Here is a 14,870-nt window from a genome sequence, read left to right on the forward strand (position 1 = left end):
CGGCGGAACCACGCCGGCGGCCCGTTCTCATGCCCGCCCCTGATGGAGCGCTGGACGTTGCGAGCGCAGCGAGCAACTCCAACGTGCCCGCATCAGGTGTCGTCCGAAGCGCTCAGCGTCCACCGGGCACGCGTCGGTTGGGGAGCTCGTGCCCGCTGACGGGGTCCGATCCGACACTCGACCGCGGAGCCAGGCCCTTCCCACATCGGTTGGGGAGCTCGTGCCCGCTGACGGGTACCGATCCGACACTCGACCGGCGGGACGTCGCCGACGTTCCACCGGGCGGGGCGAGCGCAGCGAGCAACTCCATCGTGCCGCGGAGCGGCACGCGTCAGCAGGTCTCGGCGAGGGCGTCGAGGTCGTCGGCCAGCGCGGCGTAGTCGCGGCGGCCGAGGTGCTCGCGCATGTCGGCACCCGTCTCGGAGATGACCGGGTCGAGCTCGGGGTCCTCGCGTGCGGCGGCCAGCGCCAGGTTCGAGATCGCCGAGGCACGGTAAATCGCCGGATCGACGGTGACGTCGGTCTGCTCGACTGCGTCCACCTCGAGGGCGCCCGGGACGGCCAACGCCGCACACATCGCGGCGAGGTCCGCCGCCGCGGCCTCCGCGCCGTCGCCGGTGCCCTGTTGCAGGGACGGCCCGTCCCCGCCGGTGTCGCGGAACACCACCCAGCCGACGCCCAGACCGACGAGGAGCGAGACGAGCGCGATGCCGACCAGGAGGCCACGTGGGACCGGCCCGCGACGCACCGGGCGAGCAGCAGGAACCGGATCCACGATGACCATCCTCGGACGTGACGAATCGGCGACCGCGCCACGGCGTCGGAATCCCCCCGTCGCCCCCGGTCCGGTCGAGACCTCGTCCGAAGATAGCCCCGCCGGCGGGAGGGTGGTCGGTCCGGGTGGCAGCGGCGGCCCTGCGAGGGCGCGGACCGCCTGATTGCTACGATCCTGACGGATCCGTGGAGATCCAGCGCGATCCAGCAACACGACGATCCGCACCCGCGACCCGACCGCCGAGCGCCAATGCCTCCCACCACCGCCGCGACCGACGGGCCGGACACCGTCGAGGACCGCCTGCGCGCGGCCGGCTGGCGGATGACCGTGCAGCGGCGCGTCATCGCCGAGGCGTTCGACCAGCGGCGACGCGACGGGCGCGACGTCCACCTCACGGCAGAGCAGGTCCTTGCCGCGGCCCGTGCCACCCTGCCCGACGTCAGCCTCGCCACCGTCTACAACACGCTCAACGACCTGGTCGAACTGGGGGCCCTCGCCGAGGTCTCGCCGGACGACGGGCCCCGGCGCTACGACGCGAACGTGGCCGACGACCACCAGCACCTGGTCTGCGTGGACTGCAGCAGGGTCGTGGACGTCCACCTGCCGACGCGCCCGACCCTCGGACCCGACGCACGCCACGGGTTCGACGTCGCCGGCGTCGAGGTCACGTTCCGTGGGCGGTGCCCGGACTGCCGGGCGGCCTGAGGCCGCCGGCCCGGACTCGTCGCACCACTCGACCGGAGGTTCGTCCGTGGAGGCATGGTCCGTGGCCGACCGCCGACGCCGGTTGGTGCGCCGTCACCACCTGGACGCGACGGCGTCTGCCCCCGACGGCTCTGAGGCACCCGAGGCCACCGTCGCACGGGTGTCCCGCAGCATGGTCGGGTTGCACGGCACCGATCCGGTCGCGGTGTTCCTGCAGGTCCGTGCTCGTGTGCCCGGGGTCGCCGCCGATGCCGTCGAGCACGCCCTCTACGACGCGCGGACGGTCGTCCGGGTGCTCGCGATGCGTCGCACCATGTTCGTCGTCGATCCCGTCGACATGCCGATGCTGAAGGCAGCCGTCACCGACCGGCTGGGCGCCGCCGAACTGCGCCGGACGGCGAAGTGGATCGAGGAGGCGGACCTCGCGCGGGACGGCCAGGCATGGGTCCGAGCGGCCGCGGTCGACACCGTGGCCACGCTGGCCGAGCACGGGCCGATGACCGCGCTCGACCTGCGGGCCCACGTCCCCGCACTGGCCGAACAGATCGTGCTCGGACGGGGCAAGCCGTGGGAGGGCAAGGTCGGCATGTCCACGCGCGTCCTGTTCTGGCTCGCCACCACGGGGCGGATCGTCCGCGGGCGCCCGGGCGGGTCGATCGCCTCCACGAACTGGGAGTGGGCCCTCACCGAGGACTGGCTCGGCGACGACGCCCCCGGACTGGATGAGTCGGACGACCCGGAACGGGCCGACGCGGCCGTGGCCCTCGCGCGTCGCTACCTCGCCGCCTTCGGGCCGGCGACGTTCGACGACGTGCAGTGGTGGACCGGGTGGACCAAGACCCTGACCCGGGCCGCGCTGGCGGCCATCGGACCGGACGTCGTGATGGTGCAGGACGGCCTCGGCGGGACGACCGAGGCCCTGGTCCTCCCCGGCGACGGTGCGCCACCGGACCCCGCCACCGCCGAGGAGTCGCCGGTCGTCGCGCTGCTGCCGGCACTCGACGCCACGCCCATGGGATGGAAGCAGCGTGGGTTCTGCCTCGGCACCCGCACCGGCTTCCCCAGTGCGTTCTTCGACCGCAACGGCAACATCGGCCCGACGGTCTGGGCCGACGGCCGGGTCGTCGGTGCCTGGACCCAGCGGGCCGACGGCGAGATCGCGTGGCGGCTGGTCGACGACCACGGGATCGACGAGGCCGCGGTGGCCGTCCAGGCGGCGGCGGTCGCCGAGTGGCTCGGGGACCTGCGCTTCACGCCACGCTTCCCCACGCCGTGGCAGGTGGAGCTGCAGTCCGCCTGATCCGGCCCCGGGCGGCAGGTGTCACCTGCGGTGGTCAGTCCCGGTCGACGACCCGGATCGTGTCACCCGGCGACGCCTCGCCGCGCTCGACGACCTTGACGTAGATCCCCCGCAGCCGCATCGCCTTGCCACGCTCGCTGCTGACCATGCGCTGGGCCTCCGCCCCGAAGCGCCGCACGAACTTGATGCAGCCCGTGTGGGGCTTGGCGGTCACCTCGACCAGGGCGGAGCCCAGCCTGAGGCGGTCCCCGGGAACCAGCTCGTCGGTCGACAGGTCGAGGTCGACGACCACCTGGTCACCGGCCCACGGCCAGCGGGTCCGTTCGCCGTTCGCGACCAGGTCGAGGAACCGGGCGTTCATCAACGTCAGCTGGGCCTCGACGTCGGGGTCGTCGCCACGATGGCGCCAGTCGTCGCCGACCAGGCCGTCCTCGGCGGTGAAGCTGCCCGTGCCCAGCACGCGGCGTTCGAAGGCGCCCGGGCGGGCGACGACCATCTCGACACGGCCGGTGCCGGAGGGCGACGCCGCGACCCGGTCGAGCCCGGCCTCCAGCTCGGCCGTGGACAGGTGGTCGGTGACGACGCCCTCGTCGACGGGGGCGGTCAGGGTGGACATGCGATCCTCGCTCGGTCGTTGCGTGGCCGAGTCTGCCACCATGCGTCGGGCAACGCCAAGTGCGACGGGTCCGGCGTGCGCGACGACGACACGATGACGGCGACACGATGATGGCGACACGATGGTGCGCGCAGACACGCGCGTCACGCCGCGTGCCGTGGAGTCGGACGGCCTATCGTGGGGCGGAACCGATCGACGGACGGAGCCCGACGTGCAGCTCGCCCATTTCCTGTCCTACGCCGGCAACCCACGCGAGACCGCCGAACAGGTCGTCGCGCAGGAGTCGGCCGGGCTCGACATCGTCTGGGTCGCGGAGGCCTACGGCTTCGACTCGCCGACCCTGATGGGCTACCTCGCCGCGCGGACCGAGCACCTGCAGATCGGGTCGGCGATCCTCAACGTGTTCTCGCGCACCCCGGGCGCCATCGCCCAGACCGCGGCGGGGCTCGACAACGTCAGTGGGGGACGGGCGATCCTGGGTCTCGGCGCCTCCGGTCCCCAGGTCATCGAGGGGTTCCACGGCGTGCCCTACCGCAAGCCGCTGACCCGGACCCGCGAGGTGATCGACGTCGTCCGCCTGGCGCTGCGACGTGGGACGCTGGAGTACCAGGGTGACACCGTGACCCTGCCGCTGCCGGCCGACCAGGGCATGGGACTGGGCAAGCCGCTCAAGATGATCAACACGCCCGAGCGTCCGGCCGTGCCGATCTACATGGCGTCGCTCGGCAGCAAGTCGGTGGCCACCGCCGCCGAGATCGCCGACGGCTGGATCCCGCACCTGTTCCTTCCCGAGCGGGCCGAGCGTGTCTGGGGCGAGTCGCTGGCCGACGGGCGGTCGCGGCGCAGCGGCGAGCTGGGCGACCTGGAGGTCGTGGCCGGCGGGCTGCTGGCCATCACCGATCGACCCGAGCAGGCCGAGGCCATCCTGGCGGAGGGCCGCAAGGTGGCGGCGCTGTATGTGGGCGGCATGGGTGCCCGTGACAAGAACTTCTACAACGACCTGTGGGTCGACTACGGGTTCGACGACGAGGCCGCGACGGTGCAGGACCTGTACCTGTCCGGCAAGAAGCGCGAGGCCGCGGCGGCCTTCGACGGCGACACCATCGCGGCGATGAACCTCGTCGGCGACGAGGCCTTCGTGCGTGACCGCCTCGACGCCTTCCGTGCAGCCGGCGTCACCGTGCTCAACGTGATCCCGGCCGGCCCCGACCCGCTCGGTGACCTCGCCCGGGTCAAGGACTGGGTGGCGTAACCGCGCCCGACGACTGCCGGGGACGGCCGATCGACGGTGTCGCGGCCGCCCGGGTCGCCAGCATGCTCGACGTCGCCCGCGACCACGCCCGCCGCCACGGCGTGCCCGACGACCCCGGACCCGCGCCCGCGCCCGATGCACGGATGCCGGCCGTGGGCACGACGGCGTCGCGCACCTTCGTCGTCACGTCCGACGACACCGCGGCCGCGATGGGCCACCCCGACGCTGGCATGGCCGTGCTGGCCAGTCCCCGCCTGGCGCTGTGGTTCGAGCTGGTCTCCGGGGACACCCTGCCGGCACCGGGGGACACCACGTCCCACGTCGGCTCCGGGATCCTGCTGCACCACCTGGGCCCGGCCCGCGTCGGCGACACCGTCGAGGTCCGTGTCGAGGTGGCCACCGTCGCCGGCCGCACCGTCGGCCTCACCTGTGACGCCCGGGTCGGCGACGACCTGGTCGGCACGGGGTCCCACCAGCGCGTCCTGCTGGCGTGAACGACGACGGGCCGGAGCGAACCCCGGACGGCCACCACGTGGTGATCGACGGTCGGCGCTGGCGCGCCACGGACCCCGACCTGCCCGAAGCGCTCCGCAGCGCCCTGGTCGGCGAGCTCATGGCGGCGCGTCGAGCCGTCGGTGCGGCCGACACCGACGTGGCCGTGCGGCGCGCTCGGGACCGCGTCCAGGACGCCAAGGTCGCGCTGGGCGAGCGCGGCCATCCGTGGTGGGAGGAGGCGGACGACGACCAGCGTCGGGAGCGCGTGGCGGCGACGCTCCGGGCCCTGGCGCGTCGGGCCGACGGCGGTCCGGTGGGCCTGTCGACGGCAGCGCAGGTGCTGCCCGACGGGCGGGACGGGCACGAGCCACCCGGCCCGGTGCACGACGTCGCCGCCGACCTGGTGGCCGGCGGCGACGTGGTCTGGGTGGACGAGGCGCGGGACGCCGTCACCCTGCGGAACTAGTTCGTGCGACCGTCCTGGCGGGAGTCGCCGCCCAGGCCCGGGTGAGGCGTGTTGGGGATGACGCCGAGCCGGCCGGCCTGGAAGTCCTCGAAGGCCTTGACCAGCTCGCCCCGGGTGTTCATCACGAACGGTCCGTGCCAGGCGATCGGCTCCTGGATCGGCTCGCCACCCAGGACCAGGACGTCCATGCGCGGCGTGCGCGACTCCTGGGCCTCGTCGGCCGTCACGACCAGCACGTCGCCCTCGCGACGGAAGGTCGCGAGCTGGCCGGTACGGATCGGGGCACGCGAGTCCCCGACGGTGCCACTGCCACCCAGCACGTAGGCAAGGGCATTGAAGGCCGGGTTCCAGGGCAGGCGGACCTCGGCGCCGGGCTCGATGGTCAGGTGCGCCATCGTGATCGGCGTGTGGGTGATGCCCGGGCCCTTGGTCCCGTCGAGCTCACCGGCGATCAGCCGGACGAGCGCACCACCGTCGTGGGAGGTCAGCAGGCGCACGTCGCCACCGCGGATGTCCTGGTAGCGCGGGTCCATCATCTTGTGGGCCTTCGGCAGGTTGACCCACAGCTGGAAGCCGTGGAACAGCCCGCCGGACACCACCAGGTCCTCCGGCGGCCGCTCGATGTGCAGCAGCCCGGAGCCCGCGGTCATCCACTGGGTGTCGCCGTTGGTGATGACCCCGCCGCCACCGGTCGAGTCCTGGTGCTCGAAGGTCCCGTCGATGATGTAGGTCACGGTCTCGAAGCCGCGGTGCGGGTGCCACGACGTGCCCTTGGGCTCGCCCGGCGCGTACTCCACCTCACCCATCTGGTCCAGGTGGATGAACGGGTCGAGGTCGGCCAGGTCGACGCCCTGGAAGGCGCGTCGGACCGGGAAGCCCTCGCCCTCGAACCCGCGGGGGGCCGTGGTGATCGACTTGACGGCACGCGCCGCGGCGTCGTCGGGCGCGGTGACCCGGGGCAGTTGGAGGAGGTTGTCGACGGTGATGGCGGGCATGGGATCCCTCCGGAGGTGGTTGCTCGGCGTCGGTGCGACGTCGTCATGGAGAAAGCTGTTGATCGTTCAAGTATTCCCGGCCTCGACCTGCGGGGTCACAGGTACCGGTTGCGGGTCAGCCAGCGGAAGGCGAAGAAGCCCCAGATCGGTGGGAGGTAGAACGTGGCCGTCCGGAACAGGATCGCGATCCCGAAGGCCGCCCCCTGCGGCACGCCGGCGGCGGTCAGGCCGTAGGTCAGGGCGCCTTCCACCACCCCGATGCCACCGGGGATGGGCATGATGCCGGCGAACAGCGACACGCCGACGTAGATCAGGAGCAGTTCCGGGAGACCGACCGGGTACCCGAGGGCGATCGTGAGCGCCCCGAGGGTGAGTGCGTAGACCAGGTTCTCGCCGAGGTTGCCGACCAGGAGCAGCCCCAGCCGGCGCATCGAGCCAAGTCCCCGCACGGCGTCGAGTGCCTGGCCGCCGTAGGTGCGGACCCGCGTGACGAGCGCTTGTCGGGTCCGTGGGATGGCTGCGACGGCGATCGCCAGGATCGCCACGACGAGGACGACGATCAGCGCGACCTGCGTCCAGTCGACCGAGCTGCCGCTCGTGTCGAACTCCAGGTCGAGACTGGTCGGGGTCAGCACCAGCAGCGCGACCACGATCAGCACCTGGGACAGGAACAGGAAGAACGAGTCCAGGGCGCCCACGGTCAGTGCCGTGACGCTGGACAGGCCGTGCCGCTGGAAGAATCGCACGTTCATGGCCACGCGGGCCGCCGCCGTGGGCACGGTCAGGGCGATGTATGCCTGGGCCAGTTGCAGGACGTAGACCCGGGACAGGGCCAGTGGGATGGGTGAGGCTCCCAGGGTCGACAGCCCCTGGGTGACGGGAACGAGCTGTCCGATCACGAAGGCCACGCCGACCAGCCACCAGTCCGCGCCCTGCAGGGCGGTGGCCAGGTCCGCCACGTCCAGCCCGGCGACGACCTTCGCCAGGGCCAGGAACGCCAGGACCGGCAGTCCGATCTGCAGCGCCGACGCCCAGGTGACCCGACGCAGGCCCGCCAGTTCGGGTGCCTCCCCGTCGACGCTGGCTGCGGCGGCGTCGCGGATGTCGTCGAGGTCGAGGTCCCCGTCGCGCAGGTCGCGATGCTGTTCGGGTGTGCAGGCGGCCCGCTGGAGGAAGGGCAGGATCGCGGCCAGGCCGTCGTCGCCCAGCGCCGAGCGCGCCACGCGGATGGCGGGGTCGACGCCCAGGCCCAGGCAGGTGGCCACCAGCGCCTGGGCCCGGTCGATGCCCTGGCGCCAGTCGTCGGCCCCGATCGTGGCGCCGCGGAAGTCGACCAGTCCGACCTCGGTCCGGATGCGCACGAGCCGGTGTCCGTCCACGGCCCGGTGGGCGATGCCCACCTCGTGGAGGCGCCCCAGCGTGGCCCAGCTCGCCCGCGCGGCGTCCTCGTCCCAGTGGCCGGCGAGCGACTGCAGGTCGTCCGGTCGCTCCAGGACCAGCACCGCGTCGTCGTTGGGCGTGACGCCCACCACGACCACTGGCTGCGTCGCGACGCCGGCCTGGGCGGCCATGAGGGTCAGGAGCGCCTCGTGCTCGACCTGGGCGACGCGGCCGCGCAGCGCGGTCGCGTCGGCGTCGCGATACCAGACGCTGCGCCACAGGGCGGACAGGAACTGGGTGTCCGACGCGTCCCCGCCGTAGACCTTGACGTCCAGTCGGCGACCCTCGACGTCGACCACGTCGACCAGGAAGACCCCGGCGGGTTGGCGCTGCGTGGCCTCGATGGAACTGACCTCCACGCCCAGGTCCGCCAGGACGGCGACGACGTCGGTGATCGGCGGTCGACCGCGGGTCGATCCGAGCGCGAGGTGCACCGCGGCGGAGGCCGCCAGCCCGACGAGCAACGTGGCCGTGGCCACGCTCGGGGACAGTGCGCCCAGCAGGACCAGCCCGCCGGTGCCCAGTCCGAGTGTCCAGCGACACCATCGGCGGGTGGCCCTGGTCAGGTGGGGGACCGCCACGGCCACGATCGCCATCGAGATCGCCAAGCCGGTCCAGGGCAGCCCGGGGGATGCCGCAGTGGTCCCCTGCCAGGCCACGTCCCAGCCACCGGTGGCGAGGCGGCCGACCAGCAGGGCGAACGGCACCGTCGCGGCGGCCGCGGCAACGAGGTCCCGGGCCAGCATCCAGCGTCGCCGCACCACCACCGCGACCACCACGACGATGCTCAGGACCGTCACGGCCCGGACGAGGGCGCGCCACAGCGGTTGGAGGCCGTCGGGGAGCGCCTGGATGACGCGAGTGACGTCGGCCTCGAACCCGGAGGGTGGCACGGCCACGAGGCTGAGCAGGGCGAGGCCCACCAGGACGGCTGCCAGCACGAGGACGTCCGTGGCCCTGCGGGCCCGGGGCTCGTCGTCGGGACCGACGAACAGGCGCAGCCGCCATCGCCGCCGGTCGCCACCGGCGCCACGAGCGTCGCGACCGCCGCGGTGGTCGACGTCGTGGCGGTCGGCGGGATCGGCGTCGACGGAGTCGGCGGCACGTGCGGGTTCCGCCATCGATCCTCCCCGGATGGTGACGCGGCCACACTAGTCAGCCCGGGGTTGGTTCGAGGAGCCCGTCGACGGGCGCTCCCGGGCCGATTCGCCGGCCCCGACCCGGTGTAGAGTGCGAGACGTCGAGGTACGGAGGCCGACGTGGGTCGATGGCAGGTGCGAGTGGCGGCGCTGGTGGCCACGCTGGCACTCACCCCGATGGCCCTGCTGGCCTGTGCGGGGTCGGGCGATGACGCTGCCCCCACGAGCACGGTGGATCCCACCGGCCGTGAATGGGTGCTCGCCGAGCTCGAGGGCGAGCCGGTCCCCGACATCGCCGAGATCACGCTGACGGTCGAGGACGGCCAGCTGAGCGGGTCGGCAGGCTGCAACCGCTACACGGGCACGGTCGACCTCGCCGACCAGTCGATCAGCATGGACTCCGAGGTCGCCTCGACGATGATGGCCTGCCCGGAGGACGTGATGGCGCTCGAACAGTCCTACCTGGCTGCCATCGCGTCGGCTGCCGGCTGGACCGCCACGGACGACCAGTTCACCCTGCTCGACGCCGACGGCAACCCGGTGGCGGTCTTCGCCCAACCGTGACCCTGCGGCTCCGATGGCGCGGGCATCCTGGTTCCGGGCACCGCCATCGCATGCCACGTAGGGTGCCGGCGAAGTCCTCCAGCCCGCCCAGGACGGCCACAGCCCGTGTCGACCCGTGATCCCGGCAACGACCCCTTCACGCCCGGCTACGGCGTGGTCCCGCAGGTGTTCGCGGGTCGACAGGCCGAGTTCGCCGACTTCGAGGGCGTCGTCCTGCGGCGGGTCGCACACGGCACCTACGAACCCGCCCGGTTGCTGACCGGTGACCGGGGCATGGGCAAGACCGCGTTGCTCAAGCAGTTCGAGGCCGAGGGCCGCGAGGCCGGTCACTGGGTCGCGCGGATCTCGGCGGTGCGTGGGGACGCGGCCCTGCCGGACCTGGTCGAGGCCGTGGTCGACGCGCTCGACGAGGCCGGCGTCGCCGTCCGGCTGCCCCGAGCGGCCAAGCAGGCCCTCAAGCGGACCACCGGGATCACGGTCGGGCCGACCGGGATCGCCGTCGGTGACCGCGCACCCAGCCGATCCGCCGTGGCCCGCTGGCACAAGGACCTCACCGCGGTCCTGGTCGGGGCCGCCGGGCTCGCGCGCGAGGCCGGCGTGGCGCTGCTGGCGATGCTGGACGAGGCCCAGAACATCGACCGGCAGTCGATGGGGGCGCTGTTCCACGCGTTCCAGGAGGCCCAGTCCACGACGGTGACCGAGCACCACGACTCGGGTGCTCGCCTGCGCCACCACCTGCCCCTGGCGATCTACGTCGCCGGCCTCCCCGGCCTGACCTCGTTGCTGCGCGCGGCCGGCACGACCTTCGGCGAGCGTGCCCGCCACGTCCAGCTGCTGGCCCTGTCCGACAACGACGTCGGCGAGGCGTTCACGGCCTTCGCGGCCACCCGTGGGATCACCGTCGACGCCGACGCGGGGGATGCGTTCGTCGAGGTCGTCGGCGGCTACCCGTACTTCCTCCACGTCGTGGGATCACGCGTGTGGGTCGCCGGTGACGGCCCGGTGATCACCCGGGAACAGGTGGTCGCCGGCTGGGAGGCCGCCCGCCCCACGATCGAGGCGTTCTACGAGGATCGGCTCAAGGACATCACCGACACGCAGCGCCGGTACCTCGAGGCTGCCGCGGCTCTGGACGAGTCCGACCGGACGTCCGGGGCGATCGCGGCGGCGCTGGACGCGACGACCGAGTCGGTGGGCTCGACCCAGCAGTCCCTGATCGACACCCACGGGCTGCTGCGGCGAAGCGGCCGGGGCAAGGTCGCCTTCACGCTGCCCGGCATGGACCGCCACCTGCGCGGTTGAGGTCGGGTGCGTGCTCCGCGGCCTCTTGGGGCTCCAGCCCCATCCACGCGAGAACGGACGGCCCGGGTGGGCCGTCCGTTCGTCGAGGATGCGTCGTGCTCAGGCCAGGAGGCTGGACTTCTGGGCCTGGAACTCCTGGTCGGTGATCGTGCCGGAGTCGCGCAGCTCGGCCAGCTTGGCCAGCTCGTCGGCCACCGAGTGCTGGGTGCCACCACCGCCGGCCGCGTCGCGGATGTAGGCGCGTGCCGCCTCGTCGGCCGCCTTGGCGTCCTGCACGCGGCGCTCGGCCATCCCGTCGCCCTTGGCGATGAGGTAGATCAGCACGCCGAGCCACGGGATGACGAGGATGAACAGCACCCAGAAGGCCTTGGCCCAGCCACCGGTTTCGTGGTCGCGAAAGAGGTCGCTCACGACGCTGATGAGGACCCAGATCCAGGCCACGAAGAGGAAGACCATGAGCATGGTCCAGAAGAGGTCGAGCAACGGCATGATGCGTCCTGTTCGATTCGATGAGGTCGTGCGAGACGGTCGAGGAAGGCTCTCCGGCGTGATCCTAGCAAGGATCCGCGTAGCAGCCAGAACACTGCCGCGAGGCGAGTTCGACCCGTCCGAACGGGGGATGTTCTGGGATCGATGTCCATGGGGACGCTGCGGGACGGCGGTCGGTCGTCATACGATCGGAAACGAACGAGGTCGTTGTTGTTGCAACGACGAATCGACCACCACCACGTCCACCACACGAAGGGTCACAGATGGCTGCCAAGGCACATGCACGCTGGGAAGGCGACCTCGACTCGGGCTCCGGTTCGATGGAGACCGGCACCGGGCTGTCCGCCACGTTCACCAAGGGCACGCGGTTCGCCGACGAGGAGGGCAGCAACCCCGAGGAGTTGATCGGCGCTGCACTGGCCGGCTGCTTCTCGATGGCGCGGTCCAACATCCTCGCCGGTGAGGACCTCTCCCCGCGTTCGGTCGAGACCAACGCCACCGTCTCGATGCAGGTCGGCGACGACGGTCCGCGCATCAGCCGGATCGCGCTCGACACCACCATCGACGCCGACGGCGACGACGACACCCTGCGGTCCCACGCCGAGGCGGCCAAGAACGGCTGCCCGGTGTCCAAGGCCCTGACCGGCGTCGACGAGATCGTCCTGGACGTCACCATCGCCTGACCCCATCGCGACGAAACCCTTCGCCGCCCCGGACCGTGCTGGTCCGGGGCGTCGTCGTGCATGCGGGACAGGCCCCGGGGGCCGTGCCATCATGGGGGGCGACGGTCCCGATGCACCCGCGAGCAGGAGACGTGACGTGGCCGACCCGGGCAAGGGCGGGCATGATGCCGTCGGGACGACGGACCCGCGGGCCACGCACGACGCGGCCCCGGGCGTCGCGGACACGGGGGGTCGGACCGCCGGCGGGTCACCGGCCTCCCGGTCCACCACCCGGATCGAGATCAGCACCGGGACCTTCGTCCGCGCCATCCTCACGATCCTTGCGACCCTGCTGCTGATCAGGGTGGCGCGAGCGGCCAGTGGCCTGCTCGTCCTCCTCGCGATGTCGTTCTTCTTCAGCCTGGCGCTGGACCCGGCCGTGCGGAGCCTGCACCGCCGCTTCGGGTGGCGCCGGGGGGCTGCCGTCGGCGTGATCTACGCCGGGCATCGCGTTCGTGGTGTTCATGATCGTCGTGCTGATCCCGGCGATCGCCCAGCTGGCCACCCAGATCTCGACGAATTTCGACGACTGGCTGCTGCAGTTGCGTGACTGGAGCCAGTCCACCTTCGGGTTCCCGGTCCCCAGCGAGGAGGTCGCTGCCGATGCTGGGCAGGCCGGCGACCTGATCGGCACCTACATCGACCAGCCGCTGGGTGCGGTCCTGGGCTTCGCGTCGGCCGGGGTTTCGCTGGTCTTCAACCTCGCCACCATGGCGATGTTCACCTTCTACTTCACCGCGGACATGCCGCGGATCCAGCGGGCCGTGCTGCGCCTGCTCACGCCCCGGCAACAGGAGCGCGTCGGGTGGACGTGGGACACCGCGATCGTCCAGACGGGTGGCTACTTCTACTCGCGCATGCTGCTCATGCTGATCAACGGCCTGGGCTTCTTCGTCACGATGGCCTTCGTCGGTGTGCCGGTCGGCTTCGCGCTGGCGTTGGCCGTGTTCGGCTCGTTCGTGTCGGTGTTCATCCCGGCCGTGGGCACCTACATCGGTGGGGCCGTGCCGTGCCTGGTCACGCTGGCCGTCGCCGGCTGGGTGCCCGCGTTGATCGTGCTGGGCTACGTGCTGGTCTACCAGCAGGTCGAGAACTACTGGCTGAGCCCGCGGATCAGCGCCGACACCATGTCGATCAACGGCGGCCTGGCCTTCGGTGCGGCGATCGCCGGCGGGGCGATCGCCGGCCCCCTGGGAGCGTTCGTCGCCCTACCGGTCGCGGCACTCATCACCTCGTCGATCAGCAACTACGCCCGCAGCTACGAACTGGTCTACGACTCCCAGCTGGACGACGACGACCCCTGACCCCCTCCCGTCGAGTGTGCGGATCCCTCCATCCGGCTGGAGTGAACGGCTCACCCGACGAGTTCGTGCCGGACCAGTGTCGTCGAGTGTGCGAATCGCTCCAGCTGGGTGGGAGCACGCGGCTCACTCGAGGAAGAGGTCGGCCTCGGCGGCCCGGATCTCTTCGCGGATGTCCTGGACGACCTGCCCCGGTCGGTCGACGAGATCTCGCCAGGTGATGTGCAGGAGCGGTCGCCACCCCGTCTCGACGATGTCGGCCTCGCGTATCTCGTCGTCGTTCTGGTCGATCGGGGAGCCATGGGCCCGCTTCGAGTCGAGCTCGACGCCGACCATGTGTGGGAGCCACACCGCGTCGATGTAGCGCTGCCTCCCCGTAGCATCGACGACCGGGTGGTTCATCGCGGTCGGCGAGATCCCGGCCTGCGTGGCCGCGCGTAGGAAGAACGACTCGAGCTCGCTCCAGCAGTCCTTCTCGAGCGGGGACAACTCATCACACACGCGCAGCAGGTTGCGCTTGCCACGGACCCGACCCATCCCGCCGACGACGGTGCGCAGTTCGAGGGCGTCGGCCAGGTCGTTGCGCACCGCATGGGCAACCGACCGTCGCAGCGCCGTCGGCCCGACCACTGCCGCGAGGTCGCACAACGTCCGAGCGGGAGACGTGACCGGGAACACGCCGACACGACGCATGTGGTCGTCCGGGAGTCGTCGCGTCCGATGGACACAGATGTCGCCTGGCAGTGTCGGGAACGTCCGTTGGTGCACGAGCAGCGCCAGTCCTGCGTCCAGGCCCGGCGGCAGGTCCAGGGCATGCAGACGGGCCGCGCTCTGTCGTGCCAGCACCACCTGGCCCCCGACGGCGAGGAGGGCAGCCATCGCCCGCACCGGCCACGAGTCGGGAACCTCCGCCCCGCGGTAGACCCCGGGCATGAGGAGCCTGAACCTCCCCGTGTCCAGCCACTGGGCGAGGGTCGACGACGAGAGGCCGAGTTCCAGGGCCTGGGCACGGCTGAACACCCCGAACTGACGTCGGGCGATCGCTGACAGTTGGTCGATGACCGTTCTCGGAGGTGACATCTGCCCAGCGTGGTCGATGCCACCCCACCGGGAGGCGTCGGATGCCGACCTGTGGACGTCGTCGCTCCACCCGTCGGGTGTGCGGTTTCCTCCAGCCCGTTGGAGCCATCAGCACACTCGACGAACGGGGAGGGGCCGCGACAGGTCGGGTGTGCGGTTTCCTCCAGCCCGTTGGAGCCATCAGCACACGCGACGAAGGGGGGCTCGACGAAGGGGGGGTCTCGAGGCG

General features: G+C 71.9%; 16 protein-coding genes. 10 read left to right on the forward strand and 6 right to left on the reverse strand.

Annotated features, from left to right (window positions below; all coding sequences use genetic code 11):
- Positions 1 to 331: 331 nt before the first annotated feature.
- Positions 332 to 775: a hypothetical protein gene (locus KR546_RS08395; RefSeq protein ID WP_238444254.1), complete on the reverse strand. Its 444-nt coding sequence runs from the start codon at positions 773 to 775 to the stop codon at positions 332 to 334.
- Between the two features lie 249 nt (positions 776 to 1,024).
- Between KR546_RS08395 and KR546_RS08400 the strand changes: the two genes are divergently transcribed.
- Positions 1,025 to 1,480, forward strand: a complete 456-nt coding sequence (locus KR546_RS08400; RefSeq protein WP_238444255.1) for a Fur family transcriptional regulator — start codon at positions 1,025 to 1,027, stop codon at positions 1,478 to 1,480.
- A 46-nt stretch (positions 1,481 to 1,526) separates the two neighbouring features.
- On the forward strand, positions 1,527 to 2,780 hold the full coding sequence (locus KR546_RS08405; RefSeq protein ID WP_238444256.1) for a winged helix DNA-binding domain-containing protein: 1,254 nt from the start codon (positions 1,527 to 1,529) through the stop codon (positions 2,778 to 2,780).
- A gap of 34 nt (positions 2,781 to 2,814) precedes the next feature.
- Here KR546_RS08405 and KR546_RS08410 read toward each other — a convergent pair whose 3' ends face one another.
- Positions 2,815 to 3,396, reverse strand: coding sequence for an MOSC domain-containing protein (locus KR546_RS08410; RefSeq protein WP_238444257.1), 582 nt, complete (start codon positions 3,394 to 3,396; stop codon positions 2,815 to 2,817).
- Between the two features lie 211 nt (positions 3,397 to 3,607).
- Here KR546_RS08410 and KR546_RS08415 point away from each other — a divergent pair, with 211 nt between their 5' ends.
- The 3 genes from KR546_RS08415 (at position 3,608) to KR546_RS08425 (ending at position 5,609) form a co-directional block, all read left to right on the forward strand.
- Entirely contained in the window at positions 3,608 to 4,648 is a 1,041-nt protein-coding gene (locus KR546_RS08415) for an LLM class F420-dependent oxidoreductase (RefSeq protein ID WP_238444258.1), read from the forward strand.
- 62 nt (positions 4,649 to 4,710) lie between these two features.
- Positions 4,711 to 5,142 (forward strand): thioesterase family protein, encoded by a 432-nt coding sequence (locus KR546_RS08420; protein ID WP_238444259.1) that lies wholly within the window; start codon positions 4,711 to 4,713, stop codon positions 5,140 to 5,142.
- Complete coding sequence (locus KR546_RS08425) at positions 5,139 to 5,609, forward strand: DUF3253 domain-containing protein (protein WP_238444260.1); 471 nt, start codon at positions 5,139 to 5,141, stop codon at positions 5,607 to 5,609. Before KR546_RS08420 ends, KR546_RS08425 begins: the two co-directional genes overlap by 4 nt.
- Here KR546_RS08425 and KR546_RS08430 read toward each other — a convergent pair.
- A complete protein-coding gene (locus KR546_RS08430; protein ID WP_238444261.1) occupies positions 5,606 to 6,604 on the reverse strand; it encodes a pirin family protein in 999 nt (332 codons plus the stop codon). The genes KR546_RS08425 and KR546_RS08430 overlap by 4 nt on opposite strands.
- Positions 6,605 to 6,699: 95 nt before the next feature.
- Positions 6,700 to 9,165: a lysylphosphatidylglycerol synthase transmembrane domain-containing protein gene (locus KR546_RS08435; protein WP_238444262.1), complete on the reverse strand. Its 2,466-nt coding sequence runs from the start codon at positions 9,163 to 9,165 to the stop codon at positions 6,700 to 6,702.
- Between the two features lie 138 nt (positions 9,166 to 9,303).
- Here KR546_RS08435 and KR546_RS08440 point away from each other — a divergent pair, with 138 nt between their 5' ends.
- Together KR546_RS08440 and KR546_RS08445 are read left to right on the forward strand one after the other, a co-directional pair.
- On the forward strand, positions 9,304 to 9,747 hold the full coding sequence (locus tag KR546_RS08440) for an META domain-containing protein (protein ID WP_238444263.1): 444 nt from the start codon (positions 9,304 to 9,306) through the stop codon (positions 9,745 to 9,747).
- 105 nt (positions 9,748 to 9,852) lie between these two features.
- On the forward strand, positions 9,853 to 11,049 hold the full coding sequence (locus tag KR546_RS08445) for an AAA family ATPase (RefSeq protein WP_238444264.1): 1,197 nt from the start codon (positions 9,853 to 9,855) through the stop codon (positions 11,047 to 11,049).
- Between the two features lie 99 nt (positions 11,050 to 11,148).
- Here the strand turns inward: KR546_RS08445 and KR546_RS08450 are convergent, their stop codons facing one another.
- Entirely contained in the window at positions 11,149 to 11,538 is a 390-nt protein-coding gene (locus KR546_RS08450; RefSeq protein ID WP_238444265.1) for an SHOCT domain-containing protein, read from the reverse strand.
- 263 nt (positions 11,539 to 11,801) lie between these two features.
- On the opposite strand from KR546_RS08450, the gene KR546_RS08455 reads away from it, so the two are divergent.
- The 3 genes from KR546_RS08455 to KR546_RS08465 all read left to right on the forward strand — a co-directional run bounded on the left by KR546_RS08455 (position 11,802) and on the right by KR546_RS08465 (position 13,564).
- Entirely contained in the window at positions 11,802 to 12,221 is a 420-nt protein-coding gene (locus KR546_RS08455; RefSeq protein WP_238444266.1) for an OsmC family peroxiredoxin, read from the forward strand.
- A gap of 136 nt (positions 12,222 to 12,357) precedes the next feature.
- Positions 12,358 to 12,810, forward strand: a complete 453-nt coding sequence (locus tag KR546_RS08460) for a hypothetical protein (RefSeq protein ID WP_238444267.1) — start codon at positions 12,358 to 12,360, stop codon at positions 12,808 to 12,810.
- The gene (locus KR546_RS08465; protein ID WP_238444268.1) at positions 12,725 to 13,564 is read left to right on the forward strand and encodes an AI-2E family transporter; all 840 of its coding nucleotides are present in this window, start codon (positions 12,725 to 12,727) and stop codon (positions 13,562 to 13,564) included. Before KR546_RS08460 ends, KR546_RS08465 begins: the two co-directional genes overlap by 86 nt.
- Before the next feature lie 123 nt (positions 13,565 to 13,687).
- Here KR546_RS08465 and KR546_RS08470 read toward each other — a convergent pair whose 3' ends face one another.
- Positions 13,688 to 14,641 (reverse strand): type IV toxin-antitoxin system AbiEi family antitoxin domain-containing protein, encoded by a 954-nt coding sequence (locus KR546_RS08470; protein ID WP_238444269.1) that lies wholly within the window; start codon positions 14,639 to 14,641, stop codon positions 13,688 to 13,690.
- Positions 14,642 to 14,870: the final 229 nt, after the last annotated feature.

The organism is Salsipaludibacter albus (genome assembly GCF_019798055.1).
GTDB lineage: Bacteria > Actinomycetota > Nitriliruptoria > Nitriliruptorales > Nitriliruptoraceae > Salsipaludibacter > Salsipaludibacter albus.

Excerpts from the sequence above, each read along its gene's own strand:
- KR546_RS08435 (WP_238444262.1), bottom strand. The coding sequence starts at position 9,165 with ATGGCGGAACCCGCACGTGCCGCCGACTCCGTCGACGCCGATCCCGCC.
- KR546_RS08430 (WP_238444261.1), bottom strand. The coding sequence starts at position 6,604 with ATGCCCGCCATCACCGTCGACAACCTCCTCCAACTGCCCCGGGTCACC.
- KR546_RS08410 (WP_238444257.1), bottom strand. The coding sequence starts at position 3,396 with ATGTCCACCCTGACCGCCCCCGTCGACGAGGGCGTCGTCACCGACCAC.
- KR546_RS08400 (WP_238444255.1), top strand. The coding sequence starts at position 1,025 with ATGCCTCCCACCACCGCCGCGACCGACGGGCCGGACACCGTCGAGGAC.
- KR546_RS08450 (WP_238444265.1), bottom strand. The coding sequence starts at position 11,538 with ATGCCGTTGCTCGACCTCTTCTGGACCATGCTCATGGTCTTCCTCTTC.
- KR546_RS08465 (WP_238444268.1), top strand. The coding sequence starts at position 12,725 with ATGATCGTCGTGCTGATCCCGGCGATCGCCCAGCTGGCCACCCAGATC.
- KR546_RS08455 (WP_238444266.1), top strand. The coding sequence starts at position 11,802 with ATGGCTGCCAAGGCACATGCACGCTGGGAAGGCGACCTCGACTCGGGC.
- KR546_RS08470 (WP_238444269.1), bottom strand. The coding sequence starts at position 14,641 with ATGTCACCTCCGAGAACGGTCATCGACCAACTGTCAGCGATCGCCCGA.
- KR546_RS08420 (WP_238444259.1), top strand. The coding sequence starts at position 4,711 with ATGCTCGACGTCGCCCGCGACCACGCCCGCCGCCACGGCGTGCCCGAC.